This window comes from Streptomyces sp. NPDC002176 (genome assembly GCF_044903645.1).
Taxonomy (GTDB): Bacteria; Actinomycetota; Actinomycetes; order Streptomycetales; family Streptomycetaceae; genus Streptomyces.
This window is the reverse complement of sequence record NZ_JBJDQW010000001.1, coordinates 1,770,880-1,785,550: the sequence shown is the minus strand read 5'-3', so window position 1 is coordinate 1,785,550 and position 14,671 is coordinate 1,770,880. Positions and strand designations below refer to the sequence as shown.

The following is a 14,671-nucleotide window of genomic DNA, read 5'->3' as shown; positions in this document are numbered from 1 at the left end:
TTGTCCCTGACGAACACACCGGTCCCTTGCCGACCTCCGGGTCGCACGACCGCCGGACCGGTCCTCCCCTCGACGTAAGGAACCAATGACCTCCTCCTCTTCTTCCCCTTCACAGGACGCCAAGCGCCTCGCGCACGCCCACCCCGAAGGTCTTCGGGCCGATGCCCTGATGGAAGAGGACGTCGCCTGGAAGCACGACCTCGACGGCGAGCGTGACGGCGACCAGTTCGACCGCTCCGAGCGCGCGGCCCTGCGCCGTGTGGCGGGGCTGTCCACCGAGCTGGAGGACGTCACCGAGGTCGAGTACCGCCAGCTCCGCCTGGAGCGGGTCGTACTCGTCGGAGTGTGGACCACCGGCACCGCGCGGGACGCGGACAACTCCCTCGCGGAGCTGGCCGCCCTCGCGGAGACGGCGGGCGCCATGGTGCTCGACGGCGTGATCCAGCGCCGCGACAAGCCCGACGCGGCCACCTACATCGGCTCCGGCAAGGCCCTGGAGCTGCGCGACGTGGTGCTGGAGACCGGCGCGGACACGGTGATCTGCGACGGTGAGCTGAGCCCCGGCCAGCTGATCCAGCTCGAGGACGTCGTCAAGGTCAAGGTCATCGACCGTACGGCCCTGATCCTCGACATCTTCGCCCAGCACGCCAAGTCCCGTGAGGGCAAGGCGCAGGTCGCGCTCGCGCAGATGCAGTACATGCTGCCGAGGCTGCGCGGCTGGGGTCAGTCGCTGTCCCGGCAGATGGGTGGCGGCCGCGGTGGCCTGGCCACACGTGGTCCCGGTGAGACCAAGATCGAGACGGACCGGCGCCGTATCCGCGAGAAGATGGCGAAGATGCGCCGGGAGATCGCGGAGATGAAGACCGGCCGCGAGATCAAGCGCCAGGAGCGCCGCCGCAACAAGGTGCCCTCCGTCGCCATCGCCGGTTACACCAACGCGGGCAAGTCCTCCCTGCTCAACCGCCTCACGGGCGCGGGGGTCCTGGTGGAGAACGCCCTGTTCGCCACCCTCGACCCCACCGTCCGCCGCGCGGAGACCCCGAGCGGCCGGCTGTACACGCTGGCCGACACCGTCGGGTTCGTCCGGCACCTGCCGCACCACCTGGTCGAGGCGTTCCGCTCCACCATGGAGGAGGTCGGCGACTCCGACCTCATCCTGCACGTGGTGGACGGATCGCACCCCGTCCCGGAGGAGCAGCTCGCCGCCGTGCGCGAGGTGATCCGGGAGGTCGGCGCGACCGACGTGCCCGAGATCGTCGTGATCAACAAGGCGGACGCGGCCGACCCCCTGGTCCTCCAGCGGCTGCTGCGGGTCGAGAAGCGGTCCATCGCCGTCTCGGCACGCACCGGCCTGGGCCTGGAGGAGCTGCTCGCCCTGATCGACGAGGAGCTGCCCCGCCCCTCGGTCGAGATCGAGGCGCTCGTGCCGTACACGCAGGGCAAGCTGGTCGCCCGCGCCCACACCGAGGGCGAGGTGCTCTCCGAGGAGCACACCGCCGAGGGCACCCTGATCAAGGTCCGGGTGCACGCGGAGCTGGCGGCCGACCTGGCCCCGTACACCCCGGCCGCGACCGCCTGACCGGCGGTTCCACCGGAGCACGAGAAGGCCCGCCGTCCCTTCGAGGGGCGGCGGGCCTTCGTCGTAGGTGTGCGGGGTCTACTTGTCCGCGAACTTCGCGCTCACCGAGTCGTACACGCCCTTGGCCACCGCACCGAGCCGGGGACCGGCCAGCCAGCCCGAGGAGGCGGGGCCGATCGAGGTGTTGGAGACCAGCGTGGGCTCGCCGTTCGCGCCCTGCTCCACCCAGCCACCGCCGGAGGAGCCGCCGGTCATGGTGCAGCCGATGCGGTACATCGTCGGGTCCGCCTTGGCGATCGACAGCCGTCCCGGCTTGTCCTGGCACTGGTACAGCAGCTGGCCGTTGTACGGCTTCGCCGCCGGGTAGCCGCTCGCGGTGACCGTGCTCACCTCGGTCGCGGCGGGCGCGGCGAAGTCCACCGGCAGCGCGCCGCCGACCGTCTCCTCCAGCGACTTGCCCCCGTTGCCCTGCTCCGGCGTCACATGGATCACCGCGAAGTCGTACGAGGCACCGTTGCCGCCCGTCTCGCCGCCCCCGTCGATCCACTGCTGCGAGGTCTTGGCGGCGTCCGCCCACCAGACACCGTACGGAGCGACCTTCTCGCGGGAGGCGCCCTCCATCTCCGAGGAGGACAGGCTCTCGTTGTTGTACGACGGGGCGAAGGCGATGTTGCGGTACCAGCCGCCGTTCTTGCCCGCGTGCACGCAGTGACCGGCCGTCCAGATCAGGTTGGACTTGCCCGGGTGCGCCGGGTCCTCGACGACCGTGGCCGAGCAGACCATGGTGCCCTTGGGAGAGTCGAAGAAGACCTTGCCCGAGGTGGCCGCGTTGGTGTGGTACGGCGGGCGGACCGCCTTGGCCTGCACCGGCTGCGGCTCGGGGTCCGTCACGCCCTGGTCGCCGGAGAGGTCGTCGGCGCCGACCCGCTTGGCCGGGTCGTCGGCGCCTTGCATCCGGTCCTTGTCCCACAGACCGCTGATGATCGGGTTGATGAAGTCGTTGGCCTCGCGCAGCCAGTCGTCCCGGTCCCAGTTCTTCCAGGCGCCGTTCTTCCACTTGTCCATGTCGATGCCGTGCTGACGGAGCTTGTCCTGGAGGTCCTGCGGGACCCGGACCTTCCCGTCCGAGCCCCGCGCGCCGGCGGACGAGCCGCCGCCCGCGTTGTCGGCACCGTCCCCGTCGCACGCGGTGGCGGTCAGCGCCAGCGCGGAGGCGAGGGCGACGGCCGCCAGCACGCGGGAGGTTCCGCGGGGCGCACCCCTTCCTCGGCGAGCGGTGGACGACGGCCGTATGGATCGCATGGTGGTGACTCTCCCTGCTGTGACGGAACTTGGCGCTTCGGCCCGGCACCGGTGCCCAACTCGCGTCGAATCGGGACCGGTTCCCCGGCCATCCGGGAACGGGACCACACACTATGCGCTCGCCGTACGGGCCATCTGACGGAACCGCAACGGTTACGTCACGGCAAGGATCTTGAGGCAACCCGTAACCAGGCGCCCCGTCGGCGGTTGGTAGCCGTGGGGGACCGCTGCCTGCGCCCGTCCCTGTCGAGCAACTCGCCTCTGGACAGCGGGAGGACAGCGAGCCGTGGCCGTGACCGAGTCGGAGGCCGACAGCACCCACCGGGGAACTCCGGCCGTGCACGAGGGGATTCTCAGGCGTCAGTCGGCGCGCGAGTCCGCCGCGCGTACCTACGCCCGAGCCCTGCCCATCGTGCCCGTGCGGGCGCGTGGCCTCACCATCGAGGGCGCGGACGGCCGCCGTTACCTCGACTGCCTCTCCGGCGCCGGGACCCTGGCCCTCGGCCACAACCACCCCGTCGTGCTGGAGGCCATCCGCAAGGTCCTCGACTCCGGCGCGCCCCTCTCCGTGCTGGACTTGGCGACCCCGGTCAAGGACGCCTTCACCACCGAGCTGTTCCGCACCCTTCCGGCCGGGTTCGCCGACCGGGCCCGGGTGCAGTTCTGCGGCCCGGCCGGGACCGACGCGGTGGAGGCCGCCCTCAAGCTGGTCCGGGCCGCGACGGGCCGCGACGGCATCCTCGCCTTCACCGGCGCCTACCACGGCATGACCGCGGGTGCCCTGGCCGCCTCCGGCGGCGCCCCCGACCTCCAGGTCGGCCGCCTGCCCTACCCGCAGGACTACCGCTGCCCCTTCGGCGTCGGCGGCCCGCGCGGCGCCGAACTCGGCGCCCGCTGGACCGAGTCCGTCCTCGACGACCCCAAGTCGGGCGTGGCCCGCCCGGCCGGGATGATCCTCGAACCCGTCCAGGGCGAGGGCGGTGTGATCCCGGCACCGGACGCCTGGCTGCGCCGGATGCGGCGGCTGACCGCCGACCGGTCCATCCCGCTGATCGCGGACGAGGTCCAGACCGGCGTCGGCCGCACCGGTGCCTTCTGGGCCGTCGACCACAGCGGGATCACCCCCGACGTGATGGTCCTGTCCAAGGCCATCGGCGGCAGCCTCCCGCTGGCCGTCGTCGTCTACCGCGAGGAACTCGACGTCTGGCCGCCCGGTGCCCACGCGGGCACCTTCCGGGGCAACCAGCTCGCCATGGCCGCGGGCACCGCCACCCTCATCCATGTCCGCGAGAACGGCCTCGCCGAACGAGCCGCCACCCTCGGCGCCCGCATGCTGGACCAACTCCGGCAGCTCCAGGACGCGTTCGCCTGCGTGGGCGATGTGCGCGGGCGCGGGCTGATGATCGGGGTCGAGCTGGTGAACCCGGCGGGCGGGTCCGTGCCGGAAGCGCGCGGCCCCGAGTCGGACGGCTGGGACTCCGCCGCGGCGCCGCACCCCGCCGACCCCGAACTCGCCATCGCCGTCCAGCGCGAGTGCCTCGACAGGGGTCTGATCGTGGAACTCGGCGGCCGCCACAACAGTGTCGTACGGCTCCTGCCGCCGCTGACCATCAGCGACGAGCAGGCGTCGGCCGTACTGGACCGCCTCGCCGACGCGGTGACCGCCGCGAACCGCGACCGCCAACGCACGGGCTAGCCCCCGCCAAGCCACCCCACCGCCGCCGCGCACCACCCCCGCGTGTCGGCGGAGAGCGGTGAGCCCGCCTTCAGGCAGCGCCGCACCACGGCCGACTCCGGCGCGCTTCGGCTCTCGTCACCGCCCTACCTCTCATCCGCCGTGCGGAACCACTCCGCGACCAAACCCGCACCCGCATCACCCCCGAGGAACTGTCATGAACGCCACCCCCGCACCCGACGGCCGTTCCGAGACCCCCGACGAACCGGCGGACCCCGGCAGCGCGCCCGTACCGCTCGCCGACGCGGTGCCGCACCAGAAGCGGCGCACGCCGGGTGCCGTACGGGCGGCCGAGCCCGACGCCGATCCACTGGAGGCCCCCGATCCGCACCTCGCGGCCCAGGCGGCGGCGGTGGAGAACCTGCTGCGCTGCTGGGTACGCGAGACCGGTCTCGGTGCCCCCGACAGCGGCGTCCTGCACATCCCGCTGCCCGCCAGCGGCACCGCCCTCATCACCCCCGTACGGCACTGGTCCCCGACCGGCTGGCACCGCTTCGGCGCACCCCGGCTCTCCGGCACCCCGGAACACGCCCCCTCGGTGGACGCCGTCACCCTCGCCGCCCTGCTCACCCGCGAGACCTCCGGCACCGGCCGGGCGGGCACCACCGCGCCCCAGGGCGGCGCTCCGGCGGACGGCGCCGATCTCGTCGCCCGCGTCGCCGACTCACAACGTCACACCGCCAGCTTCCTGCGCGACCGCCGCGCCCACCCCGAGGACGGCCCGGACCTCTTCCTCGACGCCGAACAGTCCCTGCTCCTCGGCCACCCCCTGCACCCCACCCCGAAGAGCCGCGAGGGACTCACCGAGACCGAGGCCCGGCAGTACGCGCCGGAGACGCGCGGCTCCTTCCCCCTGCACTGGATGGCCGTCGCCCCCTCCCTGCTCGCCTCCGACTCGGCCTGGACCGAACGCGGCCGTCCCGTCCCCGCCGACCAGCTCATCCGGCAACTCGCCGGAACCGCCATCCCGCTGCCCGACGGCTACGGCGCCCTTCCCCTGCACCCCTGGCAGGCGCGCGACGCACGGCACCGCGCGCCCGTCGCCGCCCTGCTGGACGCCGGTCTCCTGCGCGACCTCGGCCCCCTCGGCTCACCGTGGCACCCCACCTCCTCCGTGCGAACCGTCCACCGCTCGGGCTCCCCGGCGATGCTCAAACTCTCGCTCGGCCTGCGCATCACCAACTCCCGCCGGGAGAACCTGCGCAAGGAACTCCACCGGGGCGTCGAAGTGCACCGTCTGCTGCGCACCGGGCTGGCGAAGCGGTGGCAGGCCGCCCACCCCGGCTTCGACATCGTCCGCGACCCGGCCTGGCTCGCCGTCGACGACCCGGACGGACGGCCCGTGCCCGGCCTCGACGTGATGATCAGGCACGCCCCGTTCGCTCCCACCGACGACATCGGCTGCGTCGCCGGACTGGTTTCACCGCGGCCGGTCCCGCACCAGGGCCCGACGGCTGACCCCGGAGTCCTCCGGTCCCGGCTGGCCCAGCTCGTCGCGCGGCTCGCCGCCCGCACCGGCCGACCCGTGGGCGCCGTCGCCGCCGAGTGGTTCCTGCGCTACCTCGAACAGGTCGTCCGGCCCGTGCTCTGGCTCGACGGCGAGGCGGGCATCGCCCTGGAGGCGCACCAGCAGAACACGCTGCTCCGCTTCGACCAGGACGGCTGGCCGGTCGGCGGCCGCTACCGCGACAACCAGGGCTACTACTTCCGCGAGTCCCGCCGCGCCGAACTCGACGCCCTGCTGCCCGGCATCGGCGAGCGCAGCGACACCTTCGTCTCCGACGAGGTCACCGACGAACGCTTCGCCTACTACCTCGCCATCAACAACGTGTTCGGCCTCATCGGCGCCTTCGGCTCCCAGCGCCTGGCCGACGAACACCTCCTCCTCGCCGCGTTCCGCCGCTTCCTCACCGCCGCGGCCTCCGGTCCCGCCGCACTGCGCAGCTCCCTGCCGGGCAACCTGCTCGACTCACCCGTACTGCGCTGCAAGGCCAACCTGCTGACCCGGCTGCACGGCCTGGACGAACTCGTCGGCCCCGTCGACACCCAGTCGGTCTACGTGACCATCGCCAACCCCCTTCATTCCTGACCCTGTTCCTGCCCCCTCCGATGAGAGGAGCGCGCGTGTCCCTCACCGACACCGACGCCGAAGCCCTTCCTGTCCCGGTCGCGCCCGGCTGCCTGGACCCCGGCGCGAGCACGCCGCTCTGGGACAGTGAGGAGACACTGAACCTGCGGTGGCCCGTCGAACCCGGTTCACTCCGGGCTGAGTTGCCCGCCCAGGGCTCATCGCGAGGGGCCGACCTGCTGGACGGAGTCCACACCTGGGGCCCGACCCCCACTCCTGTGGGCACCTTCGAACTGGTCCCGGTGCGCCTCGGCCGCGATCTCCCCCTCGTCCACGGCTGGATGAACGACCCCGCGATCGCCGCGTTCTGGGAGCTGGCCGGACCCCGGGACCGGACGGAGCAGCACCTCCGCGCCCAACTCGACGGCGACGGACGCAGCGTGCCCTGCCTGGGCCTGCTCGACGGCACCGCGCTGAGCTACTGGGAGATCTACCGGGCGGACCTCGACCCGCTGGCCCGCCACTACCCGGCGCGCCCGCACGACACGGGTGTCCACCTGCTCATCGGGGGCGCGGCGCACCGGGGACGAGGACTCGGCTCGGCCCTGCTCACGGCCGTGGCCGAGCTGATCATGGAACGCTGCCGCGCCTGCACCCGCGTCGTCGCGGAACCCGACATGCGGAACACCGCCTCGGTGACCGCTTTCCTCAGGGCCGGGTTCCGGTGCTCGGCGGAGGTCGACCTGCCCGGCAAGCGGGCCGCCCTCATGATCCGGGACCGGGACGGGGACGGGGATCGGGACCTGGTCCGGTGATCGTGTCCCGCTCCGCCCGCCCCGGCGGCCGGGCGCGATTGTCAGTGCGGGGCCGTAGGGTGGTCGGGCTATGACGAAGCCCTCACTCCCCGAACTCCTCCACGCCGCTGTCTCCGCCGTCGGCGGCATGGAGCGCCCCGGCCAGGTGACCATGGCCGAAGCGGTCGCCGAGGCGATCGACGACACCTCCCACCTGCTGGTCCAGGCCGGTACCGGCACCGGAAAGTCGCTCGGTTATCTCGTGCCCGCGCTCGCACACGGGGAGCGGGTCGTCGTCGCCACCGCCACGCTCGCGCTGCAGCGCCAGCTCGTGGAGCGCGATCTGCCGCGCACGGTCGACGCCCTGCATCCGCTGCTGCGGCGGCGCCCGGAGTTCGCCATGCTCAAGGGCCGGTCGAACTATCTGTGCCTGCACCGGCTGCACGAGGGCATGCCGCAGGACGAGGAGGACGGACTCTTCGACCAGTTCGAGGCGGCCGCGCCCACCAGCAAGCTGGGCCAGGACCTGGTCCGGCTGCGCGACTGGTCCGACGAGACGGAGAACGGCGACCGGGACGACCTCACACCTGGCGTCTCCGACCGCGCCTGGGCCCAGGTGTCGGTCTCCTCGCGGGAGTGCCTCGGCGCCTCGAAGTGTGCCTACGGGGCCGAGTGCTTCGCCGAGATGGCCCGCGAACGCGCCAAGCTCGCGGATGTCGTGGTGACCAACCACGCGCTGCTGGCGATCGACGCCATCGAGGGCGCCCCGGTGCTGCCCCAGCACGAGGTGCTGATCGTGGACGAGGCGCATGAACTCGTCTCGCGGGTCACCGGCGCCGCCACCGGCGAACTCACCCCCGGCCAGGTCAACCGGGCGGTCCGCCGCTCCGCGAAGCTCGTCAACGAGAAGGCCGCCGACCAGCTCCTGACCGCCGCCGAGGGCTTCGAGCGGCTGATGGAGCTGGCCCTGCCGGGCCGCCTGGAGGAGATCCCGGAGGACCTCGGCTACGCCCTGGCCGCCCTGCGCGACGCGTCCCGCACGGTGATCACCGCGCTCGGCTCCACCCGCGACAAGTCCGTGCAGGACGAGGACGCGGTCCGCAAGCAGGCGCTGGCCTCGGTGGAGACGGTGTACGCCGTGGCGGAGCGGGTGCTGAACGGCTCGGAGTGGGACGTCGTCTGGTACGAGCGCCACGACCGCTTCGGCGCCTCGCTGCGGGTCGCCCCGATGTCGGTGTCCGGGCTGCTCCGGGAGAAGCTCTTCACCGACCGCAGTGTCGTCCTCACCTCGGCCACCCTGAAGCTCGGCGGCGACTTCAACGGCGTCGGCGCCTCCCTGGGACTCGCTCCGGAGGGCACCGAGGGCGACGACCTGCCGCAGTGGAAGGGCGTGGACGTCGGCTCGCCCTTCGACTACCGCAAGCAGGGCATCCTCTACATCGCCAAGCACCTCGCCCGCCCCGCGCGGGACGGCGACCGCGGCGACATGCTGGATGAGCTGACCGAACTGATCCAGGCCGCCGGTGGCCGCACGCTCGGCCTGTTCTCCTCGATGCGGGCCGCGCAGCTCGCGGCGGAGGAGCTGCGGGTACGCATCCCCGAGTTCCCCATCCTGCTCCAGGGCGAGGAGACGCTGGGTGAGCTGATCAAGAACTTCGCGGCCGACCCCCGTACCTGCCTCTTCGGCACGCTGTCGCTGTGGCAGGGCGTGGATGTGCCGGGTGCCAGCTGTCAGCTGGTGGTCATGGACAAGATCCCGTTCCCGCGCCCCGACGACCCGCTGATGAGCGCTCGCCAGAAGGCGGTGGAGGACGCGGGCGGCAATGGCTTCATGGCGGTCGCGGCCACCCACGCGGCGCTGCTCATGGCCCAGGGCGCCGGTCGGCTCGTCCGGGCCACCGGGGACCGCGGTGTGGTCGCCGTACTGGACCAGCGGCTGGCGACCGCCCGCTACGGGTCCTATCTGAAGGCGTCCCTGCCCGACTTCTGGTCCACGACGGATCGCAATCAGGTGCGCAAGTCGCTCGCGGCGATCGACGCTATGGCCAAGGAGGCCGGGGGGGAGTGAGCCGGAGGCGCGGGCGGCTCGATGGGTCGGCCCGCGCCCGCCGCTGACGGCAATGGCAGGGCCCCGGAACCGGCGCAGGGGTTCCGGGGCCCGGTGTGGGGGGACGAGCCGGGCGGCTCGTCCGGTGCGGGCGTCACACGCGGCGCAGTACCGCGACGACCTTGCCGAGGATCGTGGCGTCGTCGCCGGGGATCGGCTCGTAGGCCGCGTTGTGCGGGAGGAGCCAGACATGGCCGTCCTCGCGCTTGAAGCGCTTGACCGTGGCCTCGCCGTCGAGCATGGCGGCCACGATGTCGCCGTTCTCCGCGACGGGCTGGCGGCGGACCGTGACCCAGTCGCCGTCACAGATCGCGGCCTCGATCATGGAGTCGCCGACCACCTTGAGGACGAACAGCTCACCGTCGCCGACGAGCTGCCGGGGGAGGGGGAAGACGTCCTCGACGGACTCCTCGGCGAGGATCGGGCCACCGGCCGCGATGCGGCCGACCAGCGGAACGTACGACGCGGCGGGCTTGCCGGTGGTGTCCGTGGGCTGGACGCTGACCGCCTGGTCGGAGCCGCGTACCTCGTACGCGCGGGGGCGGTGCGGGTCGCGGCGCAGGAAGCCCTTGCGCTCGAGCGCCATCAGCTGGTGCGCGACGGACGAGGTGCTGGAGAGGCCGACGGCCTGGCCGATCTCCCGCATGGACGGCGGGTAGCCACGACGCTGCACGGAGTCCCGGATCACCTCGATCACCCGGCGCTGGCGGTCGGTGAGCCCCGAACTGTCCGCGCGGATGCCTGGAGGTCGGCCCGGCAGGGAGCGCTTGTGTCCTTCGGGCGCGGCTTCGTTCATCGCGTGCACCGGCTCCACCCGGCCCTGGGAGCGGTCCTGGGCGGTGATGGCGGCACTGTCTGCGGTCGTGGTCACGTCGGCCCCTCTCGATGGTCTCCCTGCTGCACAACGGTAGTAGCTTTCGAAAGGTTGCGCCAAACACACGTTCGAGTGAAAAAGTGCGATTCGCCTGACGCGATCAAGTGTCCGGGTGTATGGCTTGCGCGGCGCCCGGCGGGCAAAAGTGCCCATTGTTGTACTCTTCACCGCCGGGGCGGACGGCCTCGCGGCCGCCGTCAGTGTGCCATTCGAACGCTTAACCACCGGTGGCCGGGTCCGCCCGCGGTGTGATCCCCGCCGTGATTCCCCGAGAGCTCGGCGCGGTGTTCACCGTATCCCCGTGGGTTCGTCCGGCCGCGCGGGATGCTCATGCGTGTCGCCCCGACGGGCTCTCGGGCCGCTCTCCGTGCCGCTGTCCACAGCGACACGCGCGTTTCCTGCGAAATCTGGGTCATCCCTACATGTAGTGGTGAGGCGGCTACAGGGCCCCACAAGTTGTGGTTGATGTGGGGCCCCGGGTCTTCAGGGCCTCTCCGATCGCCTATGCTTGGGGCTGCTTCGTGAGGCCCCTGGGGCCCGGCGAGGCCATCGAGTCTGCTGTGAGGAGGGTTGGAGAGCATGCACTGCCCCTTCTGCAGGCACCCCGACAGCCGTGTGGTCGACAGTCGTACGACCGACGACGGCACGTCGATCCGTCGGCGCCGCCAGTGCCCGGACTGCTCCCGTCGTTTCACGACCGTGGAGACGTGTTCGCTCATGGTGGTGAAGCGGTCCGGGGTCACCGAGCCGTTCAGCCGCACCAAGGTCATCAACGGGGTGCGCAAGGCGTGCCAGGGGCGTCCCGTGACCGAGGACGCGCTCGCCCAGCTCGGCCAGCGGGTCGAGGAGGCGGTGCGGGCCACCGGGAGCGCCGAGCTGACCACCCACGACGTGGGGCTGGCCATACTCGGCCCGTTGCAGGAGCTCGACCTCGTCGCCTATCTGCGGTTCGCCTCGGTCTACCGGGCGTTCAACTCGCTGGAGGACTTCGAGGCCGCCATCGCCGAACTGCGCGAAGCGACGCCGGACCCCGCCGCGGACGACGGGCACGTCGAGGACGCGGCCGCGGGGAGCCAGGAAGACCAGAGCGGAACGGGACGGACCACCCAGGTCCCCGTGCCCGCGCGCGCCGCCGACTGACCGGCCGGCGCACCGAAGACCTGTCGCGGGTCGTAGCTGAACGTGCCCGCGACACCAGACAGAACACCGTGCCCTGGGAACATCGGGGCATTTCGGGGCGTTTTCGCCCGTACATGGGAGGCGGCATGACAGAGACGGCGAGCGGTCCGGCACGAGGTTCCCGCGCCAAGGGCACCAAGGCCGGCAAGGGGCTGAGCGTCGAGCGCGTCCACACCACCCCCGGTGTGCACCCGTACGACGAGGTGGCGTGGGAGCCCCGTGACGTCGTCATGACCAACTGGCGCGACGGCTCGATCAACTTCGAGCAGCGTGGCGTCGAGTTCCCCGACTTCTGGTCGGTGAACGCGGTCAACATCGTCACCAGCAAGTACTTCCGGGGTGCCGTGGGCACTCCGCAGCGCGAGACCGGGCTCAAGCAGCTCATCGACCGCATCGTGAAGACGTACCGCAAGGCCGGCGAGGACCACTCCTACTTCGCCTCGCCCGCCGACGCCGAGATCTTCGAGCACGAGCTGGCCTACGCCCTACTGCACCAGATCTTCAGCTTCAACAGCCCGGTCTGGTTCAACGTCGGCACGCCGCAGCCCCAGCAGGTCTCCGCCTGCTTCATCCTGTCCGTCGACGACTCCATGGAGTCGATCCTCGACTGGTACAAGGAAGAGGGCATGATCTTCAAGGGCGGTTCGGGCGCCGGTCTGAACCTGTCCCGCATCCGCTCCTCCAAGGAGCTGCTCTCCTCCGGCGGCAACGCCTCCGGTCCCGTCTCCTTCATGCGGGGCGCCGACGCCTCCGCCGGAACCATCAAGTCCGGTGGCGCCACCCGCCGCGCGGCCAAGATGGTCGTCCTCGACGTCGACCACCCCGACATCGAGGACTTCATCCAGACGAAGGTCAGCGAGGAGGAGAAGATCCGCGTCCTGCGCGACGCGGGCTTCGACATGGACCTGGGCGGCGACGACATCGCCTCCGTCCAGTACCAGAACGCCAACAACTCGGTCCGCGTGAACGACGAGTTCATGCGCGCGGTCGAGAAGGGCACCGACTTCGGCCTGCGGGCCCGGATGACCGGTGAGGTCATCGAGGAGGTCGACGCCAAGGCGCTCTTCCGCAAGATCGCCGAGGCGGCCTGGGCCTGTGCCGACCCGGGCATCCAGTACGACGACATGATCAACAACTGGCACACCTGCCCCGAGTCCGGCCGGATCACCGCGTCGAACCCGTGCAGCGAGTACATGCACCTGGACAACACGTCCTGCAACCTCGCCTCGCTGAACCTGATGAAGTTCCTGAAGGACGACGGCAAGGGCAACCAGTCCTTCGAGACCGAGCGCTTCCAGAAGGTCGTCGAGCTGGTCATCACCGCGATGGACATCTCGATCTGCTTCGCGGACTTCCCGACCCAGAAGATCGGCGAGAACACCCGCGCCTTCCGCCAGCTCGGCATCGGCTACGCCAACCTCGGTGCCCTGCTGATGGCCACCGGCCACGCGTACGACTCCGACGGCGGCCGCGCCCTCGCCGGTGCCATCACCTCCCTGATGACCGGCACGGCCTACCGTCGCTCCGCCGAACTGGCCGCGGTCGTCGGCCCGTACGACGGTTACGCCCGCAACGCAGACGCCCACAAGCGCGTCATGAAGCAGCACGCCGACGCCAACGCCGTGGCCGTCCACATGGACGACCTGGACAACCCGGTGTGGGCCGCCGCCACCGAGGCGTGGCAGGACGTGGTGCGCCTGGGCGAGAAGAACGGTTTCCGTAACTCGCAGGCGTCCGTGCTCGCCCCGACCGGCACCATCGGTCTGGCGATGTCCTGCGACACCACCGGTGTCGAGCCGGACCTCGCGCTGGTGAAGTTCAAGAAGCTCGTCGGCGGCGGCTCGATGCAGATCGTCAACGGCACCGTGCCGCAGGCCCTGCGCCGCCTGGGCTACCAGGAGGAGCAGATCGAGGCGGTCGTCGCCCACATCGCCGAGAACGGCAATGTGATCGACGCCCCCGGTCTCAAGCCCGCGCACTACGAGGTGTTCGACTGCGCCATGGGCGAGCGTGCCATCTCCCCAATGGGCCACGTCCGCATGATGGCCGCGATCCAGCCGTGGATCTCCGGTGCCATCTCCAAGACGGTCAACATGCCGGAGACGGCGACCGTCGAGGAGGTCGAGGAGATCTACTACGAGGCGTGGAAGCTGGGCGTCAAGGCGCTCGCCATCTACCGCGACAACTGCAAGGTCGGCCAGCCGCTCTCCGCCAAGAAGAAGGAGGCGGAGAAGACCGAGGTCACCGAGAAGACCGAGGCCACGATCCGCGAGGCCGTCGAGAAGGTCGTCGAGTACCGCCCGGTCCGCAGGCGTCTGCCCAAGGGCCGTCCCGGCATCACCACGTCCTTCACGGTCGGCGGCGCCGAGGGCTACATGACCGCCAACTCCTACCCGGACGACGGTCTCGGCGAGGTCTTCCTGAAGATGTCCAAGCAGGGCTCGACTCTCGCGGGCATGATGGACGCCTTCTCCATCGCCGTGTCGGTGGGCCTCCAGTACGGCGTGCCGCTGGAGACCTACGTCTCGAAGTTCACCAACATGCGCTTCGAGCCGGCCGGGATGACCGACGACCCGGACGTGCGGATGGCGCAGTCGATCGTCGACTACATCTTCCGCCGCCTGGCGCTGGACTTCCTGCCCTTCGAGACCCGGTCCGCGCTCGGCATCCACTCCGCCGAGGAGCGCCAGCGTCACCTGGAGACCGGCTCGTACGAGCAGTCCCTCGACGAGGACGAGGTCGACGTCGAGGCGCTGGCCCAGTCCGCCCCGCGGCACACCGAGCTGACGTCCGTCGCCACGCCGAAGGCCGAGTCGGAGGCCGCCAGGCCGGCCCCGAAGCAGGCGCACACCAGCGCCGAGCTGGTGGAGATGCAGCTGGGCATCCAGGCGGACGCCCCGCTCTGCTTCTCCTGCGGCACCAAGATGCAGCGAGCCGGTTCCTGCTACATCTGCGAGGGCTGCGGCTCGACCAGCGGGTGCAGCTGATCAGCGGCTGAGCCCGTGACACGGGCTCGGTGAAGGGGCGTCGGCC

Annotated in this window: 9 protein-coding genes; 7 read left to right on the top strand and 2 right to left on the bottom strand. The window is 71.3% G+C overall.

Going from position 1 to position 14,671, the window contains the following annotated elements; genetic code table 11:
• Positions 1-85 precede the first annotated feature (85 nt).
• Positions 86-1,579 carry a GTPase HflX gene (gene hflX / locus ACI2LY_RS08000; RefSeq protein WP_393911942.1) on the top strand — a complete coding sequence of 498 codons (1,494 nt, stop codon included), beginning with the start codon at positions 86-88 and terminating at the stop codon, positions 1,577-1,579.
• A 78-nt stretch (positions 1,580-1,657) separates the two neighbouring features.
• Here the strand turns inward: hflX and ACI2LY_RS07995 are convergent, their stop codons facing one another.
• Positions 1,658-2,881 (bottom strand): trypsin-like serine peptidase, encoded by a 1,224-nt coding sequence (locus ACI2LY_RS07995; protein ID WP_404706395.1) that lies wholly within the window; start codon positions 2,879-2,881, stop codon positions 1,658-1,660.
• Positions 2,882-3,167: 286 nt separating this feature from the next.
• On the opposite strand from ACI2LY_RS07995, the gene ACI2LY_RS07990 reads away from it, so the two are divergent.
• The 4 genes from ACI2LY_RS07990 to ACI2LY_RS07975 all read left to right on the top strand — a co-directional run bounded on the left by ACI2LY_RS07990 (position 3,168) and on the right by ACI2LY_RS07975 (position 9,546).
• Entirely contained in the window at positions 3,168-4,577 is a 1,410-nt protein-coding gene (locus tag ACI2LY_RS07990) for a diaminobutyrate--2-oxoglutarate transaminase family protein (protein WP_404706394.1), read from the top strand.
• A 196-nt stretch (positions 4,578-4,773) separates the two neighbouring features.
• Positions 4,774-6,705, top strand: coding sequence for an IucA/IucC family protein (locus ACI2LY_RS07985; protein WP_404706393.1), 1,932 nt, complete (start codon positions 4,774-4,776; stop codon positions 6,703-6,705).
• A gap of 35 nt (positions 6,706-6,740) precedes the next feature.
• Positions 6,741-7,499 (top strand): GNAT family N-acetyltransferase, encoded by a 759-nt coding sequence (locus tag ACI2LY_RS07980; protein ID WP_404706392.1) that lies wholly within the window; start codon positions 6,741-6,743, stop codon positions 7,497-7,499.
• A 70-nt stretch (positions 7,500-7,569) separates the two neighbouring features.
• A complete protein-coding gene (locus tag ACI2LY_RS07975; RefSeq protein WP_404706391.1) occupies positions 7,570-9,546 on the top strand; it encodes an ATP-dependent DNA helicase in 1,977 nt (658 codons plus the stop codon).
• Between the two features lie 133 nt (positions 9,547-9,679).
• Here the strand turns inward: ACI2LY_RS07975 and lexA are convergent, their stop codons facing one another.
• Positions 9,680-10,456, bottom strand: a complete 777-nt coding sequence (gene lexA / locus ACI2LY_RS07970) for a transcriptional repressor LexA (RefSeq protein ID WP_361657212.1) — start codon at positions 10,454-10,456, stop codon at positions 9,680-9,682.
• A gap of 582 nt (positions 10,457-11,038) precedes the next feature.
• On the opposite strand from lexA, the gene nrdR reads away from it, so the two are divergent.
• Both nrdR and ACI2LY_RS07960 read left to right on the top strand, forming a co-directional pair.
• On the top strand, positions 11,039-11,599 hold the full coding sequence (gene nrdR, locus ACI2LY_RS07965) for a transcriptional regulator NrdR (protein ID WP_404706390.1): 561 nt from the start codon (positions 11,039-11,041) through the stop codon (positions 11,597-11,599).
• Positions 11,600-11,724: 125 nt separating this feature from the next.
• On the top strand, positions 11,725-14,625 hold the full coding sequence (locus ACI2LY_RS07960; RefSeq protein ID WP_404706389.1) for a vitamin B12-dependent ribonucleotide reductase: 2,901 nt from the start codon (positions 11,725-11,727) through the stop codon (positions 14,623-14,625).
• Positions 14,626-14,671 lie beyond the last annotated feature (46 nt).

Coding starts and splice junctions, on each gene's coding strand:
- ACI2LY_RS07995 (WP_404706395.1), bottom strand. CDS start 2,881: ATGCGATCCATACGGCCGTCGTCCACCGCTCGCCGAGGAAGGGGTGCG.
- ACI2LY_RS07985 (WP_404706393.1), top strand. CDS start 4,774: ATGAACGCCACCCCCGCACCCGACGGCCGTTCCGAGACCCCCGACGAA.
- ACI2LY_RS07975 (WP_404706391.1), top strand. CDS start 7,570: ATGACGAAGCCCTCACTCCCCGAACTCCTCCACGCCGCTGTCTCCGCC.
- nrdR (WP_404706390.1), top strand. CDS start 11,039: ATGCACTGCCCCTTCTGCAGGCACCCCGACAGCCGTGTGGTCGACAGT.
- ACI2LY_RS07960 (WP_404706389.1), top strand. CDS start 11,725: ATGACAGAGACGGCGAGCGGTCCGGCACGAGGTTCCCGCGCCAAGGGC.
- hflX (WP_393911942.1), top strand. CDS start 86: ATGACCTCCTCCTCTTCTTCCCCTTCACAGGACGCCAAGCGCCTCGCG.